General features: G+C 75.1%; 27 protein-coding genes. 25 read left to right on the forward strand and 2 right to left on the reverse strand.

Annotation, left to right across the window (positions count from 1 at the left end; translation table 11 throughout):
• Positions 1 to 4 precede the first annotated feature (4 nt).
• From C7Y72_RS19450 to C7Y72_RS19470, 5 genes are all read left to right on the forward strand, one after another.
• Positions 5 to 223 carry a hypothetical protein gene (locus C7Y72_RS19450; RefSeq protein ID WP_107570871.1) on the forward strand — a complete coding sequence of 73 codons (219 nt, stop codon included), beginning with the start codon at positions 5 to 7 and terminating at the stop codon, positions 221 to 223.
• Positions 224 to 1,114 (forward strand): polyprenyl synthetase family protein, encoded by an 891-nt coding sequence (locus C7Y72_RS19455; RefSeq protein ID WP_107570872.1) that lies wholly within the window; start codon positions 224 to 226, stop codon positions 1,112 to 1,114.
• Positions 1,111 to 3,075 carry a 1-deoxy-D-xylulose-5-phosphate synthase gene (gene dxs / locus C7Y72_RS19460; protein WP_107570873.1) on the forward strand — a complete coding sequence of 655 codons (1,965 nt, stop codon included), beginning with the start codon at positions 1,111 to 1,113 and terminating at the stop codon, positions 3,073 to 3,075. The genes C7Y72_RS19455 and dxs overlap by 4 nt, the downstream gene beginning before the upstream one ends.
• The gene (locus C7Y72_RS19465) at positions 3,072 to 4,031 is read left to right on the forward strand and encodes an alpha/beta hydrolase (protein ID WP_107570874.1); all 960 of its coding nucleotides are present in this window, start codon (positions 3,072 to 3,074) and stop codon (positions 4,029 to 4,031) included. The genes dxs and C7Y72_RS19465 overlap by 4 nt, the downstream gene beginning before the upstream one ends.
• Before the next feature lie 79 nt (positions 4,032 to 4,110).
• Positions 4,111 to 4,908, forward strand: a complete 798-nt coding sequence (locus C7Y72_RS19470) for a penicillin-insensitive murein endopeptidase (protein WP_107570875.1) — start codon at positions 4,111 to 4,113, stop codon at positions 4,906 to 4,908.
• A 108-nt stretch (positions 4,909 to 5,016) separates the two neighbouring features.
• On the opposite strand, the gene C7Y72_RS19475 is transcribed toward C7Y72_RS19470, so the two are convergent.
• Entirely contained in the window at positions 5,017 to 5,376 is a 360-nt protein-coding gene (locus C7Y72_RS19475; RefSeq protein WP_107570876.1) for an SPW repeat protein, read from the reverse strand.
• Positions 5,377 to 5,509: 133 nt separating this feature from the next.
• On the opposite strand from C7Y72_RS19475, the gene C7Y72_RS19480 reads away from it, so the two are divergent.
• The 12 genes from C7Y72_RS19480 (at position 5,510) to C7Y72_RS19535 (ending at position 17,949) form a co-directional block, all read left to right on the forward strand.
• Positions 5,510 to 6,307 carry a TlyA family RNA methyltransferase gene (locus C7Y72_RS19480; protein WP_107570877.1) on the forward strand — a complete coding sequence of 266 codons (798 nt, stop codon included), beginning with the start codon at positions 5,510 to 5,512 and terminating at the stop codon, positions 6,305 to 6,307.
• Complete coding sequence (locus C7Y72_RS23555; RefSeq protein WP_107570878.1) at positions 6,304 to 7,164, forward strand: NAD(+)/NADH kinase; 861 nt, start codon at positions 6,304 to 6,306, stop codon at positions 7,162 to 7,164. Before C7Y72_RS19480 ends, C7Y72_RS23555 begins: the two co-directional genes overlap by 4 nt.
• A gap of 50 nt (positions 7,165 to 7,214) precedes the next feature.
• Entirely contained in the window at positions 7,215 to 8,870 is a 1,656-nt protein-coding gene (gene recN, locus C7Y72_RS19490; RefSeq protein ID WP_158276949.1) for a DNA repair protein RecN, read from the forward strand.
• A 62-nt stretch (positions 8,871 to 8,932) separates the two neighbouring features.
• Complete coding sequence (gene steA, locus C7Y72_RS19495) at positions 8,933 to 10,126, forward strand: putative cytokinetic ring protein SteA (protein ID WP_107570879.1); 1,194 nt, start codon at positions 8,933 to 8,935, stop codon at positions 10,124 to 10,126.
• Between the two features lie 32 nt (positions 10,127 to 10,158).
• On the forward strand, positions 10,159 to 11,025 hold the full coding sequence (locus C7Y72_RS19500) for a copper transporter (RefSeq protein ID WP_107570880.1): 867 nt from the start codon (positions 10,159 to 10,161) through the stop codon (positions 11,023 to 11,025).
• A complete protein-coding gene (locus tag C7Y72_RS19505; RefSeq protein WP_107570881.1) occupies positions 11,022 to 11,903 on the forward strand; it encodes a DUF7847 domain-containing protein in 882 nt (293 codons plus the stop codon). Before C7Y72_RS19500 ends, C7Y72_RS19505 begins: the two co-directional genes overlap by 4 nt.
• 58 nt (positions 11,904 to 11,961) lie before the next feature.
• Positions 11,962 to 12,798, forward strand: coding sequence for a hypothetical protein (locus C7Y72_RS19510; RefSeq protein WP_107570882.1), 837 nt, complete (start codon positions 11,962 to 11,964; stop codon positions 12,796 to 12,798).
• Positions 12,791 to 14,473 (forward strand): CTP synthase, encoded by a 1,683-nt coding sequence (gene pyrG, locus C7Y72_RS19515; RefSeq protein WP_107570883.1) that lies wholly within the window; start codon positions 12,791 to 12,793, stop codon positions 14,471 to 14,473. Before C7Y72_RS19510 ends, pyrG begins: the two co-directional genes overlap by 8 nt.
• A gap of 3 nt (positions 14,474 to 14,476) precedes the next feature.
• On the forward strand, positions 14,477 to 15,643 hold the full coding sequence (locus C7Y72_RS19520; protein ID WP_107570884.1) for a M20/M25/M40 family metallo-hydrolase: 1,167 nt from the start codon (positions 14,477 to 14,479) through the stop codon (positions 15,641 to 15,643).
• Positions 15,644 to 15,706: 63 nt separating this feature from the next.
• On the forward strand, positions 15,707 to 16,333 hold the full coding sequence (locus tag C7Y72_RS19525; protein ID WP_107570885.1) for a hypothetical protein: 627 nt from the start codon (positions 15,707 to 15,709) through the stop codon (positions 16,331 to 16,333).
• A gap of 27 nt (positions 16,334 to 16,360) precedes the next feature.
• On the forward strand, positions 16,361 to 17,404 hold the full coding sequence (locus C7Y72_RS19530; RefSeq protein ID WP_107570886.1) for a DUF3866 family protein: 1,044 nt from the start codon (positions 16,361 to 16,363) through the stop codon (positions 17,402 to 17,404).
• Complete coding sequence (locus tag C7Y72_RS19535) at positions 17,401 to 17,949, forward strand: NUDIX domain-containing protein (protein ID WP_107570887.1); 549 nt, start codon at positions 17,401 to 17,403, stop codon at positions 17,947 to 17,949. The genes C7Y72_RS19530 and C7Y72_RS19535 overlap by 4 nt, the downstream gene beginning before the upstream one ends.
• A 29-nt stretch (positions 17,950 to 17,978) precedes the next feature.
• Here C7Y72_RS19535 and C7Y72_RS19540 read toward each other — a convergent pair whose 3' ends face one another.
• Entirely contained in the window at positions 17,979 to 19,253 is a 1,275-nt protein-coding gene (locus tag C7Y72_RS19540) for a PucR family transcriptional regulator (RefSeq protein ID WP_199224017.1), read from the reverse strand.
• 67 nt (positions 19,254 to 19,320) lie between these two features.
• Here C7Y72_RS19540 and C7Y72_RS19545 point away from each other — a divergent pair, with 67 nt between their 5' ends.
• From C7Y72_RS19545 to C7Y72_RS23560, 8 genes are all read left to right on the forward strand, one after another.
• Positions 19,321 to 20,133, forward strand: a complete 813-nt coding sequence (locus C7Y72_RS19545; RefSeq protein WP_199224018.1) for an SDR family oxidoreductase — start codon at positions 19,321 to 19,323, stop codon at positions 20,131 to 20,133.
• A gap of 20 nt (positions 20,134 to 20,153) precedes the next feature.
• Positions 20,154 to 21,281, forward strand: coding sequence for an MBL fold metallo-hydrolase (locus C7Y72_RS19550; protein WP_107570889.1), 1,128 nt, complete (start codon positions 20,154 to 20,156; stop codon positions 21,279 to 21,281).
• Positions 21,278 to 21,955: a DUF6989 domain-containing protein gene (locus tag C7Y72_RS19555; protein ID WP_107570890.1), complete on the forward strand. Its 678-nt coding sequence runs from the start codon at positions 21,278 to 21,280 to the stop codon at positions 21,953 to 21,955. The genes C7Y72_RS19550 and C7Y72_RS19555 overlap by 4 nt, the downstream gene beginning before the upstream one ends.
• Positions 21,956 to 22,069: 114 nt before the next feature.
• A complete protein-coding gene (gene xerD, locus C7Y72_RS19560; RefSeq protein ID WP_107570891.1) occupies positions 22,070 to 23,044 on the forward strand; it encodes a site-specific tyrosine recombinase XerD in 975 nt (324 codons plus the stop codon).
• Positions 23,045 to 23,081: 37 nt separating this feature from the next.
• A complete protein-coding gene (locus C7Y72_RS19565; protein WP_107570892.1) occupies positions 23,082 to 23,654 on the forward strand; it encodes a hypothetical protein in 573 nt (190 codons plus the stop codon).
• Positions 23,651 to 24,847, forward strand: coding sequence for a phosphopentomutase (locus C7Y72_RS19570; RefSeq protein WP_284690357.1), 1,197 nt, complete (start codon positions 23,651 to 23,653; stop codon positions 24,845 to 24,847). Before C7Y72_RS19565 ends, C7Y72_RS19570 begins: the two co-directional genes overlap by 4 nt.
• Before the next feature lie 18 nt (positions 24,848 to 24,865).
• Positions 24,866 to 25,705, forward strand: a complete 840-nt coding sequence (mutM, locus tag C7Y72_RS19575) for a bifunctional DNA-formamidopyrimidine glycosylase/DNA-(apurinic or apyrimidinic site) lyase (protein WP_107570893.1) — start codon at positions 24,866 to 24,868, stop codon at positions 25,703 to 25,705.
• A 10-nt stretch (positions 25,706 to 25,715) separates the two neighbouring features.
• Positions 25,716 to 25,886, forward strand: a complete 171-nt coding sequence (locus C7Y72_RS23560; protein WP_158276950.1) for a hypothetical protein — start codon at positions 25,716 to 25,718, stop codon at positions 25,884 to 25,886.
• Positions 25,887 to 25,899: the final 13 nt, after the last annotated feature.

The following is a 25,899-nucleotide window of genomic DNA, read 5'->3' on the forward strand; positions in this document are numbered from 1 at the left end:
CGCGATGAGCGAGGCGCCCGACACCCACGAACAGCTCGACCGGCTGATCGAGCGGCTCGAGACCGCCGCCGACCAGCTGCGCACCGGCGAGCTCGACCCCGACCAGGCCGCCTCCGTCGTCGAGCAGTGCGCCACGTTCGCCTCGCAGGCCTCCGCCGAGCTCGAGCGGCTCGCCCGCGTCGCCGCCTCCGAGCCGCTCCCCGGTCAGGACCAGCTGCTCTAGATGGGCTACCCGGACGCGCTGCGCGACGAGGTCGAGGCCTACCTGGAGGGGCTGTCGTTCGCGCCGCCCGGCGCCACCGACGGGCTCCAGGAGGCCATGCGCTACAGCCTGCTCGCGGGCGGCAAGCGGATCCGGCCGGTGCTCGCGCTCGCGACCGCGCGCGCCGTCGGCCTGCCGCACGAGGCCGTGCTCCCGTACGCCGCCGCGCTCGAGCTCGTCCACACCTACTCGCTGATCCACGACGACCTCCCGGCGATGGACGACGACGACCTGCGTCGCGGCCGCCCGACCTGCCACGTCAAGTACGGGGAGGACGTCGCGATTCTTGCCGGGGACGCGCTCTACGCCGAGGCGTTCCACCTGCTCCTGCGCAGCACCACCGCCGTCGGGGCGATGGACCCCGCCGACGTCATCGCGGCGGCCGCCGAGCTCGCCGCCGCCACCGGGGTCGACGGGATGGTCGGCGGGCAGTACATCGACGTCGCCGGCACCGCCACCACCGCGCAGGAGCTCCGCGCCCTTCACGCCCTGAAGACCGGCCGCCTGATCGGCGCCTCGGTCGTCGGCGTACTGCTTCTAGGGGGCATCAAGGAACCTGCGACAATGGCCTATCGCCAGTACGCCACCGAGATCGGAGTGCTCTTCCAGATCGTCGACGACATCCTCGACGTGACCGGGACCGACGCGGACCTGGGCAAGCCCCAGGGCAGCGACGAACGACACGGCAAGCGCACGTACGTGTCGGAGTTCGGCCTCGACGGCGCGCGGGAGCTCGCAGCCCGCTGCCACCAGGACGCCCGGACGACGCTCGCCACGGCGGCCGCCGCCCACGACGGACGAGCCGACGAGCTCGAGCAGATCACCGACTTCATCCTGACCAGGACCGCATGACTCGCATCCTCGACCGCATCGACCGCCCCCAGGACCTCCACGGCCTCACCGAGGAGCAGCTCGCGCAGGTCGCGCAGGAGGTCCGTGAGCACATCATCGACACCGTCGGCGAGATCGGCGGCCACTTCGGCGCGAACCTCGGCACGTGCGAGCTCGCCGTCGCGCTGCACTCGCTGCTGGACTCGCCGCGCGACAAGATCCTCTGGGACGTCGGCCACCAGGCCTACCCGCACAAGATCCTGACCGGCCGCCGCGACGAGCTCCACACGATCCGCCAGTACGGGGGCCTCGCCCCGTTCTGCGCCACGTTCGAGTCCGAGCACGACATCATGGGCGCCGGTCACGCCTCGACCTCGATCGGCTACGGCGTCGGGCTCAAGGAAGGCATGCTCCTGCGCGGCCAGAAGCCGCAGGTCGGCAAGGTCGCGGCCGTCATCGGCGACGGCTCCATGACCGGTGGCGTCGCCTTCGAGGCCATCCACCAGGCCGGCGGCCTCGGCACCCCGCTCGTCGTCGTCCTCAACGACAACGGCATGTCGATCTCGCCGAACGTCGGCGCGCTCTCCCGCTACTTCAACCGCGTGCGGCTGCACCCCAAGCTCTGGCACGCGCGCGAGGGCATGGAGAAGAACCTCGTCGACCTGCCCGGCGGGCTCGGCGCCGCGATCGAGAAGCTCGGCCCGCAGTTCAAGGAGTCGATCAAGGCCTTCTGGGCTCCCGGCCTGCTCTGGGAGGAGCTCGACTGGGCGTACATGGGCGTCATCGACGGCCACGACGTCCGCGCGCTGCGCCTCGCGCTCAAGCAGGCGTTCGCCGCCGAGCGGCCCGTCGTCGTGCACGTCGCGACCGTCAAGGGCAAGGGCTTCGCCCCCGCCGAGGAGGGCGGCCTCGAGGGCATGGAGCAGTGGCACGCCGCTAAGCCCAAGTCGATCGCCAACGGCAGCCCCGTCGCCGCCAAGCCCGCCCCGGCGGACGCCAAGCCCGCCCCGCCGCAGTACACGAAGGTCTTCGGCGACGCGATGGTCGAGGAGGTCCGCCGTGACCGCCGGGTCGTCGGCATCACCGCAGCGATGAACTCCGGCACCGGCCTCAACATCCTCCAGAAGGCGGAGCCCAAGCACTACTTCGATGTCGGCATCGCCGAGCAGCAGGCGCTGCTGTTCGCCTCCGGTCTCGCGCTCGAGGGCGTCAAGCCCGTCGCCGCGATCTACTCGACGTTCCTGCAGCGCGCCTACGACCAGATCGTCCACGACATCTGCCTGCAGGAGCTCAACGTCGTCCTCGCCATGGACCGCGCCGGGCTCGTCGGCGACGACGGCCCGACCCACCACGGCGTCTTCGACATCGCCTACCTGCGGTCGCTGCCGAACATCGTCTGCATGGCGCCGCGCGACGAGGCGATGCTCCGCCACATGCTGCGCACCGCGCTGCTGCACGACGGCCCGATCGCCCTGCGCTACCCGCGCGGCGAGGGCGTCGGCGTGCCGCTGCCCGCCCCCGAGGAGATCCGCCCGATCGAGATCGGTCGCGGCGAGGTCCTGCGCGAGGGCACCCGGGTCGCGCTGCTCGGCTACGGCACCGGGGTCCAGAAGGCCCTCGACGCGGCCGACCGGCTGCGCGACGAGCACGGACTCGAGGTCACCGTCGCTGACGCGCGGTTCGCCAAGCCGATCGACCTCGAGCTCGCCACGCGGCTCGCCACCGACCACGAGCTGCTCGTCACCCTCGAGGAGGGCGTGCTCGCCGGTGGCTTCGGCAGCGCCGTCTGGGAGGCCCTCAACGAGCACCCCACGCCCGGCGCCGACGCGCGGATCCTGCGGATCGGGGTGCCCGACCGCTACATCACCCACGGCAAGCCCGCCCTGCTGCACGAGGAGATCGGCTTCACCGGCGAGGCGGTGGCCCGGCGCGTCCTCGAGGCGATCGGCGCGTCGACCGGGACGCCCGTCGGCACCGCATGAGCGCCGGCCCCGGCGGCGGCCTGCACCCGCAGGTCGCCGCGCTCGTCACCGCCCCCACGGACGGGCCGCTGGACCTCGACACGCTACGCGCCGGCTACGCCGAGACCGCCCGGGCGCTCGGCGGGCCCCCGGAGGACGTCGCGCACGTCCAGAACCTCCGCGTGCCTCGCCAGGACGGACCCGACACCGAGGGCATCCCCGCCCGCTACTACCTGCCGCAGGACCTCGCCGACGGCCCCGCCGGGGTGCTCGTGTGGTTCCACGGCGGCGGCTGGGTGATGGGGGACCTCGCGGGCATCGACCCCGCCTGCCGCGCGATCTGCGCCGCCTCGGGGCACGCCGTCCTCTCGATCGACTACCGGCTCGCGCCCGAGCACCCGTTCCCCGCCGGTCTCGACGACGCGTGGAGCGCGGTCCGCTGGGCGGCCGGGCCCGACGGGGCCGAGATGCTCGCCATCGAGGAGGGCCGCGTCGCCGTCGGCGGCGACAGCGCGGGCGGCAACCTCGCCGCCGCGTGCGCGCGCCGCGCGCGGGACGGCGGCCTCGCGCTCCACGGCCAGGTGCTCGTCTACCCGGCGCTCGACCCGACCGGGGCGAGCCCGTCGTTCACGGAGCACGCCGACAGCGACATGCTGCGCGCCGACCAGATGCGCTGGTTCCTCGACGCGTACGCCGGCGGCGACGCCGGCGCGCGGCTGCGGGACCCCGACTTCGCGCCGCTGGCCGCCGCCTCGTTCGCCGACCTCGCGCCCGCGTACGTCGCCGTCGCGGAGATCGACCCGCTGCGCGACGACGGCCTGCGCTACGCGCAGCGCCTGCAGGAGGCCGGGGTGGAGGCGTCCACGCGCGTGCACGCCGGGATGGCGCACGGGTTCCTGCGCTGGGGTGGCGCGGTCGACGAGGCGCTCGTGCTCCTCGAAGACCTCGGCCGCGAGACCCGCCGCCTGCTCGGCTGAGTCGCCGCCGTCGCCCGCGTCCGCGTCGCCGTTGCGGGCGGCGCGCGACGAGCGTCGCATCCGGCATCCTGCGGGACCGATGCGCGGACCGCTCCTGCTCCTCCTCGCCTCCGTGGTGCTCGGCGCCGGGGCCGCGGTCGCCGCGGTGACCGAGCGCAGCGACGGCCTGCGCCCGCCCGGCCTGACCGCGCGGACCGCCGCCCCGTCGGGCTCCGCGGTCGCCCGCGCCACGCCGCTGCCGCCCGCCCTCGCGCCGGCCCCGGCCGTCCCGGCGCCCACGCCCGCCGCCACCCCGACCCCGGTCCCGACCCCGCCCTCCATGGGGACCGCGCCCGCGTCCCGCGCCCTCGGCCGCCCGTTCCGCGACGGCCGGCTGGAGAACGGCGTCCTCCTCCCGGCGCAGGGCCCCGACCACCGCACCTGGGACGCGCCGCTGCAGCGCAGCCCCAGCCGCGCCTGGCGGCGGTGGGGGACCGACGTCCTCGTCGCCACCGTGCTCGAGGTCCTCGCCGAGCACCGCGCCGCGCACCCGGAGTCGCCACCGATCCTCGTGGGCGACCTCAGCCGCCCGCGCGGCGGCATCTTCGACCAGCGCTACGGCGGGCTGGGGCACGCCTCGCACCAGAACGGCCTCGACGTGGACATCTACTACCCCCGCAAGGACCGGCTCCCGATCGAGCCCGCGCGCGCCTCCCAGGTCGACCGGCGGCTCAGCCAGGACCTCGTCGACCGCTTCCTCGCGCGCGGCGCGGAGTTCGTGTTCGTCGGGCGCAACGTCCGCCTGCGCGGACCGAAAGCTCGCGTGTCGAAGCTGCCCCACCACGACGACCACCTCCACGTGCGGATCCCGGACCCCGACGGCGTCGGCGGACGCTAGCCCGCCCGGGCAAAGAAAACGGCCCGCTGGGAGGCGGGCCGCTTTCGGGGAGGAGAGATACTGCTATGTGGGTCGTGCGTGGATCTCTGAGAGAAGTCTGTGTGCCGGTCAGGCGCGCGCGCTGTACCGGGTGCTGAGGTTCAGCGCGAGCTGCAGCGCCGCGATGCCCGCGAGCGTGAAGCCCGCGACCGAGTCCCCGGCGACGCCGAGCACGAGGGCCGCGCCGCCGACGCCGATCGCCAGGCCGTAGTCCGCCGCGTGGTGCGTGGCGACCGGGACGGCCGGGACACCGCGCTCGTCGGTGGTGGAGCCGAGCGCGAGGCCGACCAGCGCCGCGCCGACCACGACCGCCAGGACGGTGCCCGCCGGGTCGAACCCGAGGGCGAACGGCGCGACCATCGTGAGGATGCCGACGAGCATCTCGAGGGCGCCGTGGGCCTGGAGGGGGATGAGGCGGAACGCGGTCATCTGCCTCCGGATCGTGGCGGGCGGACGGACGTTCGTCTGTGACACCAGGCACACACCCGAACGGCCGTTCGCCCCGGGCTGGGCGTCCCGCTGCACGGGCGGCGCGGGTTCGGCGCTACGGTGTCGCACGCCGATGCCCAAGGTCCGCCTGGACACCCTGCTCCACGAGCGCGGCCTGTTCGCGTCGCGCAGTCGCGCCGCCGCCTCGGTGATGGCGGGCGAGGTGCGACTGGGCACCGACGGCGCCCGCGCGCAGAAGCCCGGCCAGCTCGTCCCCGACGACGCCGTCGTCACCGTCGACGAGGCCCCGCGCTACGTGTCCCGCGGCGGCGTGAAGCTCGCCAACGCGCTCGACGCGCGAGCGATCGAGGTCGCCGGGCGCCGGGCGCTCGACGTCGGCGCCTCCACGGGCGGGTTCACCGACTGCTTGCTGCAGCGCGGCGCCGCCCACGTCGTGGCGCTCGACGTCGCCTACGGGGAGCTGCACTGGAACGTCCGCACGGACGAGCGGGTCACGGTCGTCGAGCGCACCAACGCCCGCGCGCTGACCCCGGACCAGCTGCCGTACGCTCCCGACCTCGTGGTCTGCGACGTCTCGTTCATCTCGCTGACGAAGGTCCTGCCGGCGGTCCTCGCCTGCCTGGACCCGGCGCGCCACGACGTCCTCGCGATGGTCAAGCCGCAGTTCGAGGTCGGCCGCGAGCGCCTGGGCAAGGGCGGCGTGGTCCGCGACGCCGACGACCGGCGCGCCGCGCTCGTCGCCGTCGCCGCCGCCGCCCGGGACGGCTCCGGCGCCACCGTCCTGGGCTTCGCGTCCTCCGGCCTGCCGGGCCCCAAGGGCAACCGCGAGACGTTCGTGCACCTCGCCGAGCCGGGCCGCGACGGGGCCGTGACCGATCTCGAGGCGGCCGCCCGGGAGGTCGAGCCGTGACCCCGCGCCGCTCCGTCACCGTGCTCACGCACCAGCGGCCCGTGCAGACCGGCTCGGTGCTCGACACGCTCGTCCAGGTCGCGCGCGAGGCCGGGGTGCTGCTGCGCTTCGACCCCGACGAGACCCGCAAGCACCACCTCGCCGCCCAGGACGTCGTCGCGGTCGACGCGCCGCTGATCGACGACGTCGAGCTGTGCATCGTGCTCGGCGGCGACGGCACGATCCTGCGCGCCCTGCGGCGCTACGCCGGCACGAGCGTCCCGGTGTTCGCCGTGAACTTCGGCGAGGTCGGCTTCCTCGCGACCGTCGACCCCGACGACGACGGGGGCGCGGAGGCGTTCCGCCAGGCGCTGCGCGGCGACTTCGAGACGCTGACGCTCCCGGCGATCGCACTGGAGCTGCCCGGTGGCCCGCAGGCGGCGATCAACGACATCTCGATCCATCGCAAGGTCGGGGAGCGGGTCGCGACGCTCGCCTACGCGAGCAACGGCGAGGAGGTCGGCAGCGTCCGCTGCGACGGCCTCGTCGTCGCCACCCCGGCGGGCTCGACCGGCTACAACCTCGCCAACGGCGGCCCCGTGATGGCCTGGGGCGTCGAGGGCTTCGCGGTCTCGTTCATCGCCCCGCACTCGCTGACCGCCCGGGCGCTCGTGGTCGCCCCCGACGACGAGCTGACGATCTTCAACCGCTCGCTCGGCGCGGTCGACCTCTCGGTGGACGGCCGGCCCGTGGGCGAGCTCGGCCCCGGGCAGCGGATCACCGCCCGGTTCGTGCGCGAGGCGGCCGACCTGGCGCAGCTGCCCGGCACGAGCTTCTACCGCCGCCTGCGGGAGAAGTTCGGCCGCCTCTCCTCCTAGAACGTCTGTTCGCCCCGGTTCCGTCCGTGGCCGGTGGTTCACTCGGCGGCGTGCTCCACGAACTCCGCGTCGAGAACCTCCTCCTGATCGAGCGGGCCGAGCTGCGGCTCACGGCGGGCCTCAACGTCCTGACCGGGGAGACCGGCGCGGGCAAGACCGTGCTCGCGCACGCGCTCGACCTGCTGCTCGGCGGCAAGGCCCGGGCGGGCATCGTGCGCCCGGGGGCGTCCGAGGCGTGGGTCGAGGGGGTCTTCGACCTGCCCGACGCGCTGCGCGCGACGATCGGGGACCGGCTGCCCGAGGACGCGGAGGACCTCGTGCTCGCGCGCCGCGTGAGCGCGGAGGGGCGCACCCGCGCCTACGTCGGCGGGCGGACCGCGACGGTCTCCGACCTGCAGGAGATCGCGGCCGGCCTGATCTCGTTCTACGGGCAGCACGAGCACCGCAAGCTCACGCTGGCGACCGCGCAGCTGGACCTGCTCGACAGCGCCTGCGGGCCCGGGCACCTCGAGCGCCGGGCCGCGTTCGGCGCGGTCCACGCCCGGGCCCGGGGCCTGGAGCGGCGGCTGGAGGAGCTGCGCGAGGTCGCGGGCGCGCGCGAGCGCGAGCTCGACCTGCTGCAGTTCGAGCTCGCGGAGATCGAGGCGGCCGCGCCCGACGTGGCCGAGGCCGCCGAGCTGCGCGGCGCGCGCGAGCGGCTGCGCCACGTCGAGGCGCTGCGGCTGGCCGCGCACGAGGCGGCGGACGCGCTCGCGCCCGAGGACGGCGAAGGGGTCGTGTCGCTGCTCGGCGGCGGCGCGGCCGGCCTGGAGGGCGTCGGCGGCGTCGACGCCGAGCTCGACCGGCTGACCGAGCGGGTCCGGGCGCTGGGCTACGAGGCGCAGGACGTCGCGGGCGAGCTGCGCCGCTACGTCGACGGCCTCGACGCCGACCCGGAGGCGCTGGAGGCGACCGAGGAGCGGCTCACGGTGCTCGACCGGCTGCAGCGCAAGTACGGCGGGTCGATCGAGGCGGTGCTCGAGCACGCCGCGACCTGCCGCGCTCGCCGCGACGAGCTCCAGGGCGCCGAGGTGGCGATGGAGAACGCGACCGCGGAGCTCGACGCCGCCCGGGCCGAGCTCGACACCCGCGCCCGCGAGCTGCGCGCCGCCCGCGAGGCGCAGGCCCCGCTGTTCGCGCAGGCCGTGCGCGAGCGCCTCGGGGCGCTGGCGATGGAGGCCGCGCGGTTCGAGGTCGTCGTCACCGAGCGCGAGCCGACCGCCACGGGCGCCGACGCGGTCGAGTTCCTCATCGCGGCGAACCCGGGCGTGCCCGCCGGCCCGCTGCGCGACATCGCCTCGGGCGGCGAGCTCTCCCGCGTGATGCTCTCGATCATGGGCGTCGCCAACGACGGGTCGGGCGCGACGCTCGTGTTCGACGAGGTCGACGCCGGCATCGGCGGCGTCACCGCCCGGGCGGTCGGCGAGCAGCTGCGCGAGCTCGGGGCCGGGCGCCAGGTCGTCTGCATCACGCACCTGCCGCAGATCGCGTCGCTGGCCGCGCGGCACTTCTCGATCGAGAAGGACGTCAGCGTCGAGCCCGCGCGCACCACGGTGCGGACGCTCGAGCAGCGCGAGGTCGTCGGCGAGCTCGTCCGGATGCTCGGCGCGGAGGCCGACGACGTCGCCGCGCGACGGCACGCCAAGGAGCTGCTGAAGGCCGCCTGAGCGGCCCGCGGGAGGGACCGCGGACGGCGACCCGACGGGGGCGCGCCGTAGACTCGCGCGCAATGGCGTTGCGCCGCCGGTCGACCGGATCCCAGCCCGTTGGCGGCTCGCCCGACCCCTCCGGGGTGCGGGTGGTGCGCGGGCCCGTGCGCCGCGGGCGCAAGACGAAGATGCTGGTCAAGCGCCTGCGTCCCGGCGAGGTCGCGGTGATCGACCACAAGGACCTCGACCGCGTCGGCGCCGAGGACCTCATCGCCGCCGGCGTCGTGTCGGTCCTCAACTGCCGCCCGTCGAGCAGCGGCACCTACCCGAACATGGGACCCCTGCTGCTCGTCCAGGCCGGCATCCACCTCGTGGACCTCGACGGCGACGGGATCTTCGACGCGGTCGACGACGGGGACCCGATCGAGGTCCGCGGCGGCACCGTCCTCATCGACGGCGAGGTCGTCGCCACCGGGACCGTGCAGGAGCCCGCCGACGTCCGGGCCGCCAACGAGCAGGCGCGCGCCGACATCGGCGAGGCGCTCGAGGCGTTCGCGCGCAACACGATCGAGCACATGGTCGAGGAGCAGGAGCTGCTCTCCGGGCGCATCGAGCTGCCCCGGTTCGACACCGACTTCCGCGACCGGCCCGCGCTGATCGTCGTGCGCGGCGTCGACCACCAGTCCGACCTGCAGGCGCTGCGGCCGTACATCCGCGACGTCAAGCCCGTGCTCGTCGGGGTCGACGGTGGCGCCAACGCGATCCTCGAGGCGGGCTTCAGCCCCGACATGATCGTCGGCGACATGGACTCCGCGCAGGAGCGCACGCTGCGCTGCGGCGCCGAGCTCGTCGTCCACGCCTACAGCGACGGCCGCGCGCCCGGCCGCGACCACCTCGAGAGCCTCGGGCTCGCGCACAAGGTCGTACCGGCCCCGGGCACGAGCCAGGACGTCGCGATGCTCATCGCCGCCGAGAAGGGCGCGGAGCTGATCGTCTCGGTCGGCGCCCAGCTCAACCTCATGGAGTTCCTCGACAAGAACCGGCGGGGGATGAGCTCGACGTTCCTCACCCGCCTGCGGCTCGGCGAGATCATCGTCGACGCCAAGGGCGTCAGCCGGCTGTACCGGCCGCTGCCGCGCGCCGCCCCGATCTGGCTCGTCCTGCTCACCGGGTTCGTGACGCTCGTCGCGGTCGTGCTGCTCACGCCCGGGCTGCGCGAGGTCGCCGACCTGCTGTGGCTGAAGCTCCGCGTCCTGCTGGGCTTCGACCTGTGACCACCTCCGATCGCTAGCCTCCCGGCCGCCTCGTGTTCGACTTCCGCTACCACGCGCTCTCGCTCGTCGCCGTCTTCGTCGCCCTGCTCATCGGGCTGCTCCTCGGCGTCGCGATCGGGGACGAGGGCCTCGTCTCCAGCGCCGAGCGCCAGCTGCGCTCGAACCTGCGCTCCGACGTCGCCGACGCCAACCGGCGCGCCGACGAGCTGCGCGCCGACGTCGCCGAGAGCCAGCGGTTCGCCTCCGAGGTGTACGCGCCGCTCGTCGCCGACCGGCTGCTCGGGCAGCGCGTCGCCGTGCTCTTCCTGGGGGAGGGCTCCGAGGACCTCGCCGACGACGTCCGCACCGCCCTGGAGGACACCGGCGGCCGGGTCGTGGCGGTCGGCGTGGTGCGCGAGCCGCTGGACGTGCCGCAGCTCGCCCAGCGCGCCGCCGACACCCGCTACGAGAACCTCGCGGTCGGCGACGAGGACCTCGCGCAGGCGCTCGGCGTCCGCATGGGCGTCCAGCTGGTCTCCGGCGGCGAGCTGCTGGGCCGCCTGCGCCCGACGCTCTTCCGCACCCTCAACGGCTCCCTCGACGACGTCACGATGGTCGTCCTGATCCGCCGCCCGCCGAAGCTCGAGGGCGCGCCGGAGCGCACCCGCGCCGGGTTCGAGGAGGGCTTCGTGCAGGGCCTGCGGGAGACCGCGATGCGCGTGGTCGGCGCGGAGGACTCCGACGCCGACCCGTCCCAGATCGGCTGGTACGAGGACCGTGACCTGTCCAGCGTCGACGCGCTGGACCGCATCGAGGGCCGGGCCGGGCTCGTCCTGACCCTGGCCGGAGCCGAGGGGACCTTCGGCATCAAGGACAGCGCCGACGCCCTGTTGCCCGACGTGGTGGGAGGAACACCATGAACCTCACCAGCGACCGCTCGCTGGGACAGCTGCTCGACACGTCCTTCGCGCTCTACCGCGCGCACCTGGGGCTGTTCCTGCTGCTCGCGGCCGGGGTCGTCATCCCGGTCGACCTGATCGTCGGCGGGATCGGCCTCGGGCAGCTCACCGCCGGCTACGACGAGAGTCCCTCCGCCGCCGAGACGCTCGTGCCCAGCGCCGTCTCCGCGCTGGTGACCGTGCCGCTGATCACGGCGATGCAGGTCCGCGCGATCCTCGCGATCGAGCAGGGACGGACCCCGACCGCGGGCGAGGCGGTCCGCGAGGGCCTGGACGTCTTCACCCCGCTGCTGGTCGTCGTCGTGCTCGCCGGCCTCGTCACGATCCTCGGCTTCCTCGCGCTGATCATCCCCGGCATCTACCTGCTGACGCACCTGGCGGTCGCCGCGCAGGTGGTCGCGGTCGAGGGCCGCACCGGCGGGGAGGCGCTGCGCCGCTCGTTCGAGCTCGTGCGCGGCAACGCCTGGTGGACGCTCGGCGTCCTGCTGGTGATCAACCTGCTCGCGGGCATCGTCGGCGGCATCGCCACGCTGCCGGCGGTCGGGCTGGCCGAGAGCAGCGACAGCGCGCTGCCGCTGCTGATCGCCGCGATCATCGTCGAGCCGTTCACGCTCTCCTTCCAGGCGCTCGCCACGACGGTCCTGTTCTTCACGCTCGTCGCCCGCTCGACCGGGGTCGGTGCGGCCGATGGGCCGTCCGGCGCCGGGCCGGGCACCGCACCGTCGCAGGACGACGCCTTCCGCGCCCCCGAGGCGCCCTGGCAGCCGCCCGGCTTCACCGACCTGCCGCCGCCGCCCCGCCCGCCCGCCGGGTGGGAGCCGCCGCGCCCCGGCTCCTGAGCGATCCCGGGCGGGCCGCAGGGCGGGTCGTCCGCGCCCTCAGCTAGGTTGCCCGTCCGTGCCGGAGCTGCTCGTGTCGTTCGTCATCGCCGCCGCCGTCGCGGCGGTGATCGCCGGCCCGCTGCTGCGGAGCCTCGCCGACGGGGGCTTCACGGTCACCAACTACCGAGGCGTGCCGCTGCCGTGCCCGCTGGGCCTGCTGTTCCCGGCCGCCCTGTCGGTGGCGTTCGTGCCGCTCTGCGCCGCGGTCGTGCTCGGCGCCGACCCGGAGGTGCTGGCCCTCAGCGGCTTCGTGTTCCCGGTGCTCGTGTCGGTCCTCGGGCTCGCCGACGACGCGTTCTCGAGCGCCTCGCGGGGCCTGCGCGGCCACCTGCGGGCCACGCTGCGCGGCGAGTTCTCCACCGGCGCCCTGAAGGCGGTCGGGATCGCCGGCCTGGCGCTGGGGACGACGTACGGCGCCTACGGCGACGACGACGCCCGCTGGCTGGCGAGCGCGCTCGTGCTGACGCTCGCGACGAACCTCTTCAACCTCGTCGACCTGCGCCCCGGCCGCGCGGTGAAGGCGTACCTGCTCGTCGTCGCGGGCTGCGCCGTGCTGGCGTGGGACGAGGCGCTCTTGCAGGGGATGTCCACCTTCACCGCGGTCGTGGTCGTCTGCGGCCTCTTCGACCTGCGCGAGCGGGGCATGCTCGGCGACACGGGCTCCAACGCCATCGGGGCGGCCGCCGGCGTCTGGCTCGTCGGCACGCTCGACTCGACCTCCGGGCTGCTGCTCGCCGCCGCCGTCCTGCTGGCGCTGACCGCGTACGGCGAATTCCGCTCAATTTCCGCGTTCGTCGAACGCACCCCAGGATTCCGTCACCTAGACTCGCTCGGGAGAGTGCACCGTGCCTGACACCACATCCAAGACCCGGTACATCTTCGTCACGGGCGGCGTCGTGTCGTCGCTCGGGAAGGGGATCGCCGCCGCGTCGATCGGGCGCATCCTCGTCTCCCGCGGCCTGACGGTCGGCCTGCAGAAGTTCGACCCGTACATCAACGTCGACCCGGGCACGATGTCGCCGTATCAGCACGGCGAGGTCTTCGTGACCGAGGACGGCGCCGAGACGGACCTCGACCTCGGCCACTACGAGCGCTACACCGACACGAACGCGTCGCGCGCCTCGAACGTCACCGCCGGCGGCATCTACAACTCGGTCATCCGGCGCGAGCGCCGCGGCGACTACCTCGGCGGCACCGTCCAGGTCGTCCCGCACATCACCGACGAGATCAAGAACCGGATCAAGCTGATCGCGGAGACCTCGGACGTCGACGTCGTCATCACCGAGATCGGCGGCACCGTCGGCGACATCGAGTCGCTGCCGTTCCTCGAGGCGATCCGCCAGTTCCCGGTCGACGTGGGCCGGCGCAACTGCCTGTTCATGCACCTGACGCTCGTGCCGTACATCGGGCACGCCGGCGAGCTGAAGACGAAGCCGACGCAGCACTCGGTCAACGAGCTGCGTCGCATCGGGATCCAGCCCGACATGCTCCTGTGCCGGTCGGAGTCGGAGCTCTCGTCGGACATCCGCAAGAAGATCGCGCTGTTCGCGTCGCTGCCGGTCGAGGCGATCGTCTCCGCCAAGGACGTCAGCGACATCTACGAGGTGCCGCTCTGGTACCACGACCAGGGCGTCGACACGTTCGTCATGGACCAGCTCGGCATCGTGCCGCCGCGCGACGCGGACCTGGCCGAGTGGGAGGCCGTGGTCGAGCGCGCCAAGCAGGCGACGCAGCCGGTGCGGATCGCGCTCGTCGGCAAGTACGTGCAGCTCGAGGACGCGTACCTGTCGGTCGCGGAGGCGCTGCGCCACGCGGGGATCCTGCACGGCGGCAAGATCGAGCTCGACTGGGTCGACTCGGAGACGCTGACCGACGACGCCGTGGCGCGCGAGCGCCTGGGCGACCACGACGGCATCCTCGTGCCCGGTGGCTTCGGCGGCCGCGGCGTCGAGGGGAAGATCCGCGCGGCGCGCGTGGCGCGCGAGCAGCGGATCCCGTACCTGGGCATCTGCCTGGGCATGCAGATCGCGGTCGCGGAGTTCGCGCGGCACGTGGCCGACATGCCGGGCGCGAACTCGACCGAGTTCGACATCGAGACCGAGTGGCCGGTGATCGACCTCCTGCCCGAGCAGAAGGAGGTCGCGGACCTCGGCGGCACGATGCGCCTCGGCGCCGACCCGGTGAAGCTGCACGAGGGCACGCGCGCCCGCGAGCTGTACGGGGAGGCGGTCGTCTACGAGCGCCACCGCCACCGCTACGAGGTGTCGATCAGCCTGCGCAAGCGGCTCGAGGCCGCCGGGCTCGTCGTGTCCGGCACGTCGCCCGACGAGCGGCTCGTCGAGGTGGTCGAGCTGGCAGACCACCCGTTCTTCGTGGCGTCCCAGTACCACCCGGAGTTCAAGTCCCGCCCGGAGCGTCCGGCGCCGCTGTTCCGCGAGTTCGTCGGCGCCGCCATGGGCCGTGCGCGGTCCGAGCACCCGGACGGCGACGTGCAGGTCTCGCGCGGCTCCGCCGCGCACCCGGCCTGAGCCGTGCGGCGCGCCGACGCGGCCGAGCGCGAGCGCCTGCACGCGCTCTTCGGCGAGCTGTGCGCGATCCGCTCGGTGACGGGCGAGGAGCGCGCGATCGCCGACCGCGTGACGGCCGAGCTGACCGGCCTGGGCCTCGCGGTCCACGAGGACGGCACGGCCGCGGAGACGGGCCTGGGCAGCGGCAACCTGCTGGTCCGGATCCCCGCGGCGCACCCGACCGACCGGTCGGTCGGGTTGTGCGCGCACCTGGACACCGTGCCGCACGACGGGGTCGTCGAGCCCGTCCGGGTGGACGGGGGGTGGGAGAGCGCGGGGGAGACGATCCTCGGGGCCGACAACAAGGCCGCGCTCGCCGTGCTGCTCGTCGCCGCCCGTCGGCTGGTGGCCGAGGGGGCCCCGGTCGGCGTCGAGCTGCTGCTGACCGCGGGAGAGGAGACCGCACTGCTGGGCGCCTCGGCGTTCGACGTCTCGACGCTGCGCTGCGACCTCGGCTACGTCTACGACCACGCGTCCCCGATCGGGGAGATCGCGCTCGCGTCCCCGACCTACTACCGGATCGAGGGCCACTTCCTCGGTGCCGCGGCCCACGCCGGGATCCGTCCCGAGACGGGGCGCAGCGCGGTCCGGGCCGCGGCCCGGGCGGTCGTCGCGATGCCGCACGGCCGGCTCGACGACCAGACCACCGCGAACGCCGGGCACGTGCGCGGCGGGCCCGCCGGGGCGACGAACGTCGTGCCGGAGCACGCGACGGTCCTCGCCGAGGTCCGCTCCCTGGACGCCGCCCGGGCGGAGGAGGTCGTCGGGCAGGTCGTCGACGCGTTCCACGACGCCGCCAACGACCCGGACGCCCCGTGCGACCTGGACCTGCAGGTCGCCCGCCTCTTCGCCGGCTACCGGCAGGCGCCCGACCTGCCCGCGGTCCGCATCGCCGAGGAGGCGCTGCGCGCGTGCGGCTACGCGCCGCGCCACATCGTCACCGGGGGCGGCACCGACGCCAACGCGATCATCGCCGCCGGCGGGCCGCCGTTCGTGAACCTCGCCAACGGCACCGAGCGCAACCACCAGACCTCCGAGCGCGTCAGCGACCAGGCGCTCGAGGACATGCTCGACCTCACCTTCGCGCTGCTCGACGCCGCGGCGGACCCCCGGTTCGCGCCGGAAGCGTGACAGCGCACCCCTGATCGCGTGACGGCGGCCGTCGGTGCGCCCGAGCGGTGCTTGGGTGCGGCCATGTGGTTCGCCATCCTCACCCCGGGCACGCACGAGTGCCGACCGATCGCGGAGCCCGGCGTGGCGACGCTCTACTGCTGGAACGACATCGCGCGGATCCGCATCGACGGCCCCGCGCACGACGTCGCCTCGGGCCTGCGGATGCTCCGCGCGTCGCTGCGCCGGCGCGGGCAGGCCGGGCACGACCCGCGCTGCTTCGTCTGCGGCTGCCCCTACCCGGTCCCCGACCCCGACGGGGTGCTCCGGGAGGCGGGGCCGCCCGACCCGGAGGGCCTCGCGATGCCCGCCGACGCCGCCGACCATCAGCCGCCCGAGCACGGCCCCGCCACGCTGCTGCTCGTCCACCTCGCCGACGACGTACATGACGTGCGGGACGAGGAGGCCCTCGTCGTCCTCGCGGGCACGTCGGTCGCGATGCTCGTGCCGCTCGACGCGCTCGACCACGTCGGCCCGCTGCTGTCCCAGACCGCCGCGACGCTCGAGCCCGCCCGCTGCGAGGCGTGCGACGCGGTCGCCCCCGGCGGGGCGCGTGCGGGCGGGCCCGGTCGCGCGGAGCGCCGGGCCACCGCGCGCGCCGCGGCACGCGCGGACCGCCGCGGACACGCCCGCCGCGGGCGCGCGGCCTGAGCGGCGCGATCCCGTAGGGTCGCCGCGATGCTCGTCCTGCGCCGCGGCACCGTCCTGCACGCCGATCCCCCCGAGGGGACCCAGCAGGCGTTCACCGTCGAGATCGAGGGGCGGGAGCGGCGCGCCTTCGGGGACGTCGCGCTGCACGGCGAGACGGCCGCCGGCGACGACGTCGTCGTCAACACGCAGGCGGTCGACCTCGCGCTCGGCAGCGGCGGGGCGGACGTCCTGCACGTGAACCTCACGCGCGGGCTCGGCCGGTCGGGCGTGCCCGGCGCGCACGTGATGAAGCTGAACTACACGTCGCTGCAGCACGCCGTGCTCCCGGTCGAGGGGGAGGACCTGCACGTCCCGCTCGGCCGGCCCGCCGCGGTGTTCGGCCTGCACGGCCAGCTCGCGCCGATCGCCTGGGCGTTCTCCCGCACGGCCTCCGGCGGGCGCCTGGGCTACGTCCAGACCGCCGGCGGTGCGCTGCCGGGCGGGCACTCCCGCGTCGTCGCCCGGATGCTCGACGAGGGCCTGCTCGCCGGCCACCTCACCGCGGCGCCCGCGTTCGGCGGGCAGGGCGAGGCGATCACCACCGCCGGGGCGCTCCAGCACGGCCTGCACGACCTCGGCTGGGACGCCGCCGTCGTCGGTCCCGGCCCGGGCATCCTCGGCTCCGGCAGCGCGCTCGGCCACGGCGGCCTGATCGCGCTCGACAGCGCGCACACGGGATTGGCGCTCGGCTGCCGCGTCGTCCTCTGCGCGCGGATGAGCAGCGGGGACCCGCGGCCGCGCCACCAGGGGCTCAGCCACCACACCGCGACCGTCCTGCGGCTGCTGCTGGCGCCCGTCGAGGTCGCGCTGCCGGTGGGGCCCGCACGCACCCCGGATGCCGACGGCGTCCTGCCCGTGGCGCGCGTCACCGGCCTCGGCCACACGGTCACCGAGCTCGACGCGGACCTCGACGGCTACCGGGCGAGCGGCCTGCCGGCCCGCACGATGGGCCGCTCGATCGACGAGGACGCGCCGTTCTTCGCGGCGGCGCTCGCCTGTGGCGCCGCCCTGGCTGCGAGGATCACCCCGTGAGCGAGCGCGATTTCGAGCACGTCGGCGGCGAGCTGATCTACGAGGGCCGGATCATCTCGGTCCGCCGCGACCGGTTCCGCTACCCCGACGGGGAGACCGTCGAGCGGGAGGTCATCACCCATCCGGGGGCCGTCGCGGTGCTGGCCGTCGACGACGACGTCGTCCACCTCGTGCGGCAGCCCCGCGAGGCGGTCGGCGACCCCGACGTCCTGGAGATCCCCGCCGGACGCCGCGACAAGGACGGCGAGCCGCCGCTGGAGTGCGCCAAGCGCGAGCTCGCCGAGGAGATCGGCAAGGCCGCCGACCACTGGGAGCACCTCAAGGACATGTACGCCGCCGTCGGCGTGCTCGGCGAGGTCGTCACGATCTACCGGGCCACCGGCCTGCGCGACGTGCCGTTCGAGGACTCCGGCGAGAACGAGCGGATCGAGCTCGTCGCCTGGCCGCTGGACGACCTCGACGGCGCGATCGCCGCCACGCGGGACTCGAAGACGCTCGTCGCGCTGCTCTGGCTGAAGGCCGAGCGCGCCGCCGCCCGCGCCTGACCGCGACCACCGGCGCCCGTACGGGGCGCTCACCCGAAGTCGGCGTCGAGCTGCTCGCGCAGCTCCAGCGCCACCCGCAGCTCCAGCGACCGCTCGCGCAGCGGCCGGCCGATCAGCTCCTCCGCCGCGCGCACCCGGTTGCTGACCGTGTTGGGGTGCACGCCGAGCCGGGCGGCGGTCGCACCGCGGTGCTCGTGCTCCTGCAGGTGCACGCGCACCGTGGCGCGCAGCCGGGCGGGCTCGGCGCCCGCCGCCGCGAGCGGCCCGAGATGGCGGGCCACGAACCGCCGCGCCCGCGCCCGGTCGCCGCCGGCCAGCGCGACGAGCTCGACCGCCGCGAACGACACGACCCGGTCGCGCGCGGCGCTGCCCATCGCGATCCCCGCGGCGGCCAGCGCGTCCTCGTGCGTGGCGCGGAAGCCCGGCAGGCCGGGGGCCGGGTCGCCGTGGGCGATCGACAGCTCCGGCGGGCACGCCACCTCGATCGCCTCGCGCACCCGTGCGGGATCGGGGTCGTCGCGCAGCGCGATCCACGCCCACGCCACGCCGCTGGCGGCGGCCACCACCAGCGGCGGGGCCGCACCGAGCGCGTCGGCGACCGCGCGCGACACCCCGGCGAAGATCGGCTGCGGGTCGGCGACGGCGGGCACCCCGTCGAGCACCGGGGCGTCGCGCCACAGCACGAGGCCGACGTGGCGGCGGCGGAACTCGTACGCCGCCGTGCGGCTCAGCGCGTCGACGTCCACGGTGCGCCCGCTGAGCGCCGCGTCGACGGCCTCGCGCCGCACGCGCTCCGGCGTGCGCGCGAGCCGCTCGCGCTCGGCCTCGTACACGGCCGACAGCTGCCGCGTCAGGCCGGTGAACCACTGGAAGGTCAGCTGGTGGGCGCGGCGCATCGCGACCGCGAGCACCTCCGCGCGCAGCCCGAGCCCGGCGAGCCGCTCGTCCCACACGTCGGCGAACGCGCCGTGGGCGACCTGCCCGATCCGCAGGAGCGCCCCGATCGGGATGCCGTCGCGGGCCATGACGCCGATCTGGAACTGGACCTCGGGGGGTGGGGCGACCCGCTCCGGCGGTGCGCCGCGCCGCCACGCCCCGACGAGCAGCACGAGCGCCGCCCGCACCGAGCGGCGCGTCTCCTCCGCGCTCAGCGGATCGCCGGAGACCTCCGGCACCTCGCGCAGCAAGGCCTCGACGAGCACCGCGGCGACCGCGTCGGCGTCGTCGAGCAGCTGGCCGGCGACGGCGACGAGCGCCCGGTCGGCGGCGGCCTGCGTGGCGAGCGGAACCGGGGACGTGCTCACAACGATCACGGTATCGGGTGTCACCGGATCACAGTGGCCGGGGCTCGCGGGCGGCGACCATCGAGCTGTGTCCCCGTCCCTCAGCTCCCGGTCCAGCGCCGTCGTCACCGGCGGTGCCAAGGGGCTGGGCGCGGAGATCGCCCGGCGCCTGGCCGCCCGGGGCCACCACGTCGTGATCGCCGACCTCGACGACGCCGCCGCCGCGACGCTCGCCGACGAGCTCGGCGGCCGTGCGGTGCGCCTCGACGTGGCCGACGCCGACGCCTGCCTGGCGCTCGCCGAGGACCTCCCCGACCTCGGGGTCTGGGTCAACAACGCGGGCGTGCTCGCCGTCGGTCCCGCCTGGAGCACCGAGCACGAGCGCCGCCGGCTGCTCGTCGACGTGAACCTCCACGGCACGATGAACGGCACCACGGCCGCGCTGCGACGCTTCCTGCCCGCCGGGACCGGTCACGTGCTGAACGTCGTCTCGACCGCCGGGATCACCCCGGCCCCGCACGAGACCGTGTACGGCGCCACCAAGCACGCCGCGCTCGCCTACTCGATCGGCACCGCCCTGGACCTCCGCATCACCGGGCACCGCGGCGTGCACGTCAGCGCGCTGTGCCCCGACGGCATGTGGACCCCGATGCTGCACGACCTCGCCCGTGACCCCGACGCCTGGCCGTCGTGGCAGGGCGGGATGATGCAGCCCGGCGACGTCGCCGACGTCGCCGTCCGGCTGCTCGACCGCCCGCGCATGGTGCGCGTGCACCCGCGCTGGCGCGGCGTGCTGCGCGTCGGCGCCGCGTTCCCGGGTGCCGCCGCCCACCTGCTTCCCGCGATCGTCGCCGACGCCCGGCGGCGCCAGCGCGCGTTCGCCGACCGCCACCCCCGCTGATCCCGACCCGGAGCACCACCATGGCCATCACCGTCGCCACCCCGACCCTCGACGCCGCCGGACTGCGGCCGATCCCCGAGCTCGACGAGGCCCGCGCCGTCTGGCCGCGCGGCCGCCGGCTCGCGGCGCTGCGCGAGGGGGCGGAGACCTTCAAGGCGCGGTTCAAGGCCCAGGGCGAGGTGCTCGGCGTGCGCAGCGTCGACCTCGTCGTCGCCCCGTACCCGACCGGGTTCGCGTTCCACAACGCGGTGCCGCTGCCGGTGCCCTACATCTTCATCACCAACCGCATGGTCATCGTGCAGTACGAGGACTTCCACGGCGTTCCGCGCACGCTCGTGTGGGAGCCGACCGTCCCGGAGGGGTCGGCCAAGGCGCCGTTCTACCGGCAGACCCGGGCGCTCCTGGACCGCGTGCCGCGCGGTGACTGGCTGGCCGACAACGTCTTCGCGCGCTACCGCAACGACACCGACGGCGCCCTGCGCGCCTGCGGCCTGCGGGCCGAGGACGTCGACTACGTGAGCTTCGACCACCTGCACGTGCAGGACGCCCGGATGATCCTCGGGACCACCGCGCCGATCCCGGGGGAGACGGCGCCGCGCGCGCCGCTGTTCCCCAACGCGCTCGTGCTCGCCCAGGACCGCGAGATCGCGACGCTCGAGGACCTCCACCCGATGCAGTGGGCCTGGTACGTGCCCGGGGCGCTCGAGCACGCGCAGACCGAGCGGTTCGGCCGTCTGGAGGGCTCGGTCGAGCTCGGGATCGGGGTCGCGATCGTCTGGACCCCCGGCCACACCGACGGCAACCACTCGCTCGTCGTCAACACCCCCGACGGCGTCTGGGTCAGCTCCGAGAACGGCGTCTCGCTGGACAACTGGCAGCCCGACCGGTCACGGATCCCGGGCGTGCGGCGCTACGCGGAGTTCTACGGCCGGGAGGTCGTGCCGAACGCCAACACGCTCGAGGACCCGCAGGACCAGTACGACTCGATGGTGCTCGAGAAGACGCTCGCCGACCCGTCGCCGCGCGACGAGCGCTGGCGGCAGGTGATCCCGTCCTCGGAGCTCACGAACGTGCGGCTGCAGTGGCCGATCCGCGCCACGTACCAGCACGGGGGCATGGACTACGGGACGATCGAGCCGCGGCGGTGAGCCGCGAGCTGCGCGTCGTCGGCGGCCTGCTGGGGCTGCTCGGCGCCGGGATCGCGCTCAGCACCCAGCTCGACGCGCCGGCGCGCGGCTGGCTGGTGCTCGCGGTCGTCGTCGCGGCGAACGTCGCGCTGCCGCTCGCGGCCCGGGCGGTCGGCCGGGACGACTGGGTGACCGTCTGGGCGGTCCTGCTGCCCGTCTCGGTGCTGCAGGTGCTGCCCGACTGGGTGCTCGCCGGGCTCGTCGGCACGCTCGAGTTCGAGCCGATCGGCGGCCCGCGGCTCGGGGACACGATCACGCTCGCGATGGCGGGTCTGTGGGTCGTGCCGCTCGCCGTCGCGGTCATCGGGGCGGACGGCCGGCCGGGCCGGGCGGCCGGTCTCGCGCTCGGCATCTTCGCCGGGGCCGAGCTGCTGGCCCCGACGATCGGCATCTGGGAGCCCACCGGCCGCGCGAGCGAGGTCGCCGGGGTCGCGCTCTACGTGCTCCCGGCGGAGGCGGTCCTCGGCGCGGCGGCGGCGCTCGCGGTCGCCGCCGACCGCTCCGCGACGAGCACCGGGATCCGGCGGCTGGGGCGTCGCGTCGCCGTCGCCGGACTGGTGAGCGCCGCCTACACGGGGTCCGCGGTGACCGCCTACTTCCTCATCGACGTGGCGTCGTTCACCGTCACGGTCTGACCGGCCCCTACCGGGTCGCGCGGCCCGGAAGGCGGCCTGCACGGGATCGTGCGCGGCGCAGCGCGGCTTGCACCGGCGAGGACCGCGGCCGCCGAGGTGGAACCCCGGGACGTCATGGCTCTCGCTCCCGCCCCGCCCGTCGACCGTGCCCTCGAGCACCACGTCCTCGACTTCCTGGCCTACCTGGAGTTCGAGCGCGGCCTGTCGCGCAACACGCTGGAGGCGTACCGCAGCGACCTGCTGCAGCTCGGCGCCTACCTCGGCCGCATCGGCGTCGGGGTGCTGCAGGCCGAGCACCAGCACCTCTCCGGCTTCCTGCACGACCTCGCCACCGGCAGCGAGGGCCGCCCGCCCGTCGCGCCCGCGACGATCCAGCGCAAGGCCGCGTGCCTGCGCTCGTTCTACCGGCACCTGCGTCGCGAGAACCTCCTGCAGAGCGACCCCACCGCCGAGCTGCGCGCCCCGAAGAAGTCGCAGAAGCTGCCGCAGGTCCTCAGCCGCGACGAGATCACCCAGCTGCTCGCCGCCCCGCGCGGCAGCACCCCGGGCGCGCTGCGCGACCGCGCGCTGCTCGAGCTGATGTACGCGTGCGGCCTGCGCGCCAGCGAGGCGGTCGGTCTCGAGGTCCGCGACGTCGACCTCGACGCCGGGGTCCTGCGCGCCCGCGGCAAGGGCAACAAGGAGCGGCTCGTGCCGATCGGCCGCGAGGCGATCCACGCCACCCGCGCGTACCTGGCCCGCTCGCGCCCGGTGCTCGTGGGGCTCGGCGACGAGCCGCACCTGTTCGTCAACCAGCGCGGCACCGGCCTGACCCGGCAGGGCCTGTACAAGATCGTCCAGCGCCACGCGCGCGCCGCCGGCCTGCACGGCCGCATGAGCCCGCACACGCTGCGTCACACGTTCGCGACGCACCTGCTCGCCGGTGGCTGCGACCTGCGCGCCCTGCAGGAGATGCTCGGCCACGCGGACATCGCGACCACCCAGATCTACACGCACCTGTCGGCCGAGCGCCTGCGCGACGTGTACTTCCGCGCCCACCCGCGCGCCACCGCCGCGGCGCCCGCGGCACCGTCGGACCCGGTCACCTAGCGCATCCGTCCGCCGGTCCGGCAGAATCTGCCTGCCGATGTCCCGTCCGCTGCCGCTGTTCGCCGTCCTGGCGCTGCTCGCCGTGCCCGTCGCCGGGTGTGGCAACGAGCGCACGCCGGTCCCCGAGGTCGGGGCGCCGACGCAGCGCCTGGGGGACAACCCGATCTCCGACCCGCGCGCCGGGTTCTCGCTGGTGGCTCCCGCGGGCTGGACCGTCGCGGCCGGCGCCGCGCCCGTCGTGTCGACGATCTCCAGCGGCACCGCGATCGTCTCGATCCTGCGCTACCCGCGGACCGAGCCGCTGCCGAAGGACCGCGAGGCGCTCGACCGCGCCCTGAACGACCTGCTCGCCGCGGCCAAGGCGCGCGATGCCTCGTTCATGCCGATCAAGAGCGCCCGGGCGAAGCTCGACGGGCACCCGGCGCTGGAGATCCGCGCCACGCAGACGGTCGCCGGGGTGCCGCGCACCGTGCGGTCCGTGCACGCCTACGCGTTCGGGGCCGAGGTCGTCGTCGACATGATCGCCCCGAACGACAGCTTCCGGCAGGTGGACGCGACGTTCTTCCGGCCGCTGCTGCGCTCGATGAAGCTCCGCGCGCCGACCGCGTGACCGACCGGCACGCAGAGGCGCGGCGCGCGATCGTCGTCGTCATGGACGCGTGCGGAGCCGGGGCGACCGACGACGCGGACGCCTACGGGGACGCGGACGCCGACACGCTCGTGCACCTCGCCGAGGCGGTGGGCGGCCTGGAGCTGCCCGTGCTCGGGCGCCTCGGGCTCGGCAACGTCCGCTCCCTGCTCGGGGTGCCGCCCGCGCTGCGCCCCGGCGCGCTCCACGGGCGCCTGCACCCGGCGGGGCCCGGCAAGGACTCCACGACCGGGCACTGGGAGCTCTTCGGCGTCGTCGCCGACGCCCCGCTGCCCACCTACCCGGAGGGCTTCCCGCCGGCGGTGCTGGGGCGCATCGAGCTGGCGGCGGGCCGTCGCTGCTGCTGCAACGCCCCGTACGAGGGGATCGCGGCGATCCACGACTTCGGCGAGCACCACCGGGCGACCGGGGAGCTGATCCTCTACACGTCGGTCGACTCGGTGCTCCAGATCGCCGCCCACGTCGACGTCGTCCCCGAGGCGGAGCTGTACGCGATCTGCGCGCGGGTGCGGGAGGTCATGCGCGACGAGCACGCGGTCGGCCGCGTCATCGCGCGCCCGTTCACCGGGGAGCCCGGCGCGTTCCGGCGCACCGAGGGGCGCCGCGACCTCGTCGTCCAGCCGCCCGGACCGAGCCACGTCGACCTGATCGCCGACCTCGGCCTGCCGACGCACGCGGTCGGCAAGGTCGCCGACCTCTTCGCGGGTCGCGGCTTCTCGGACACGCACCCGGGGGCGACGAACGCGGTCGCGCTCGAGCGGACGACCGCGCTGCTGCGCGACGTGCCCTCGGGCCTGATCGCGACCAACCTCGTCGAGACCGACCAGACCTACGGGCACCGCAAGGACGTCGCGGGCTTCGCAGCGGCGCTGCGGGCGATCGACGACGCGGTGGGGGAGTGGCTGGCGCTGCTGCGCCCCGGGGACCTGCTCGTCCTCACCGCCGACCACGGCTGCGACCCGACCACGCCGGGCACCGACCACACGCGCGAGCACGCCCCGCTGCTGGCGGTCTTCGCCGACCACGGCGGGCGTCGCCACGACGGGCCGCTGTCGGACGTGGGGGCGAGCGCGGCGGCCTGGCTGGGCGTCCCGACCGACCGGTCGGTCCCCGGCACGTCGTTCGTGACCCCCGTCGACCCGTCGGCCGCCTGAGCCGTCCGCGGAGCGTCCGTGCCGGAGCTGCCCGAGGTCGAGACCATCCGCCGCGGACTCGTGCCGTTCGTCGAGGGACGGACGCTCACGCGCCTGGAGATCCTCGACCCGCGCTGGTGCCTCCCGCGCGCCCCGGAGGAGGTCGTCGACGCGCTCGTCGGCCGCCGGATCGAGCGGCTGGGCCGCCGCGGCAAGTACCTGATCTGGACGTTCACCGACGAGATCCACCTGCTCGTGCACCTGCGCATGACCGGCACGTTCCTCGTCGACGCCGACGAGGACGAGCGCTACCAGCGGGTGCGCCTGCACCTCGACGACGGTCGCCTGCTGCGCTACTGCGACCCGCGCCGGTTCGGCACCGGCGAGCTCGCGCTCGGCGACGCCGGCCTCGCGGCGTTCCTGGCCCCGCGGCTCGGCGTCGAGCCGCTGGACGGCGAGCTCGACGGGGCCCGCCTGCGCGCCGAGGCCCGCGGGCGGCGCGCCCCGGTCAAGCCGTTCCTGCTGGACCAGCGGCGCGTCGCGGGCGTCGGCAACATCTACGCGGACGAGGCGCTGCACCGGGCCGGCGTGCACCCGCTGCGGCCCGTCGACCGGATCACCCCGAAGCAGTGGGACGCGATCGCCGACGGGATCGTCGCCGCGCTCACCGCCGGACTCGAGGCGGGCGGCGCGACGATCGACGACTTCCGCAACGTCGAGGGCGTCTACGGCGGCTTCCAGCACGAGTTCCTCGTCCACCTCCGCAAGGGGGAGCCGTGCGACACGTGCGGCACGACGATCCGCAAGCTCGTCGTCGGCGGGCGCGGCACGTACGTCTGCGAGCGCTGCCAGCCGCGTCCGCGCGCCCGGCGCGCGTAGGATCCCGGCCATGAGAGAGCGGATCGCGATCGCCTTCCCCTTCATCCTGGCCGCCGCGCTGCCGCTCGTCGGGCTGATCCTCGCGCTCTTCCGCGCGACCGAGCGCCGCTACCACGACGCCGTGCTGCTGACGCTGTGCGCGCTGCTGGGCGCGCTGATCTTCGCGATCCTGCTGGGCTGAGCGGGGCGCCGGG

Source organism: Paraconexibacter algicola, from assembly GCF_003044185.1.
Taxonomy (GTDB): domain Bacteria; phylum Actinomycetota; class Thermoleophilia; order Solirubrobacterales; family Solirubrobacteraceae; genus Paraconexibacter; species Paraconexibacter algicola.

Excerpts from the sequence above, each read along its gene's own strand:
- C7Y72_RS19525 (WP_107570885.1), top strand. The coding sequence starts at position 15,707 with ATGTGGTTCGCCATCCTCACCCCGGGCACGCACGAGTGCCGACCGATC.
- C7Y72_RS19475 (WP_107570876.1), bottom strand. The coding sequence starts at position 5,376 with ATGACCGCGTTCCGCCTCATCCCCCTCCAGGCCCACGGCGCCCTCGAG.
- C7Y72_RS19480 (WP_107570877.1), top strand. The coding sequence starts at position 5,510 with ATGCCCAAGGTCCGCCTGGACACCCTGCTCCACGAGCGCGGCCTGTTC.
- C7Y72_RS23560 (WP_158276950.1), top strand. The coding sequence starts at position 25,716 with ATGAGAGAGCGGATCGCGATCGCCTTCCCCTTCATCCTGGCCGCCGCG.
- dxs (WP_107570873.1), top strand. The coding sequence starts at position 1,111 with ATGACTCGCATCCTCGACCGCATCGACCGCCCCCAGGACCTCCACGGC.
- xerD (WP_107570891.1), top strand. The coding sequence starts at position 22,070 with ATGGCTCTCGCTCCCGCCCCGCCCGTCGACCGTGCCCTCGAGCACCAC.
- C7Y72_RS19530 (WP_107570886.1), top strand. The coding sequence starts at position 16,361 with ATGCTCGTCCTGCGCCGCGGCACCGTCCTGCACGCCGATCCCCCCGAG.
- C7Y72_RS19505 (WP_107570881.1), top strand. The coding sequence starts at position 11,022 with ATGAACCTCACCAGCGACCGCTCGCTGGGACAGCTGCTCGACACGTCC.
- C7Y72_RS19450 (WP_107570871.1), top strand. The coding sequence starts at position 5 with ATGAGCGAGGCGCCCGACACCCACGAACAGCTCGACCGGCTGATCGAG.
- C7Y72_RS19465 (WP_107570874.1), top strand. The coding sequence starts at position 3,072 with ATGAGCGCCGGCCCCGGCGGCGGCCTGCACCCGCAGGTCGCCGCGCTC.
- C7Y72_RS19470 (WP_107570875.1), top strand. The coding sequence starts at position 4,111 with ATGCGCGGACCGCTCCTGCTCCTCCTCGCCTCCGTGGTGCTCGGCGCC.
- C7Y72_RS19565 (WP_107570892.1), top strand. The coding sequence starts at position 23,082 with ATGTCCCGTCCGCTGCCGCTGTTCGCCGTCCTGGCGCTGCTCGCCGTG.
- steA (WP_107570879.1), top strand. The coding sequence starts at position 8,933 with ATGGCGTTGCGCCGCCGGTCGACCGGATCCCAGCCCGTTGGCGGCTCG.
- C7Y72_RS19550 (WP_107570889.1), top strand. The coding sequence starts at position 20,154 with ATGGCCATCACCGTCGCCACCCCGACCCTCGACGCCGCCGGACTGCGG.
- C7Y72_RS19455 (WP_107570872.1), top strand. The coding sequence starts at position 224 with ATGGGCTACCCGGACGCGCTGCGCGACGAGGTCGAGGCCTACCTGGAG.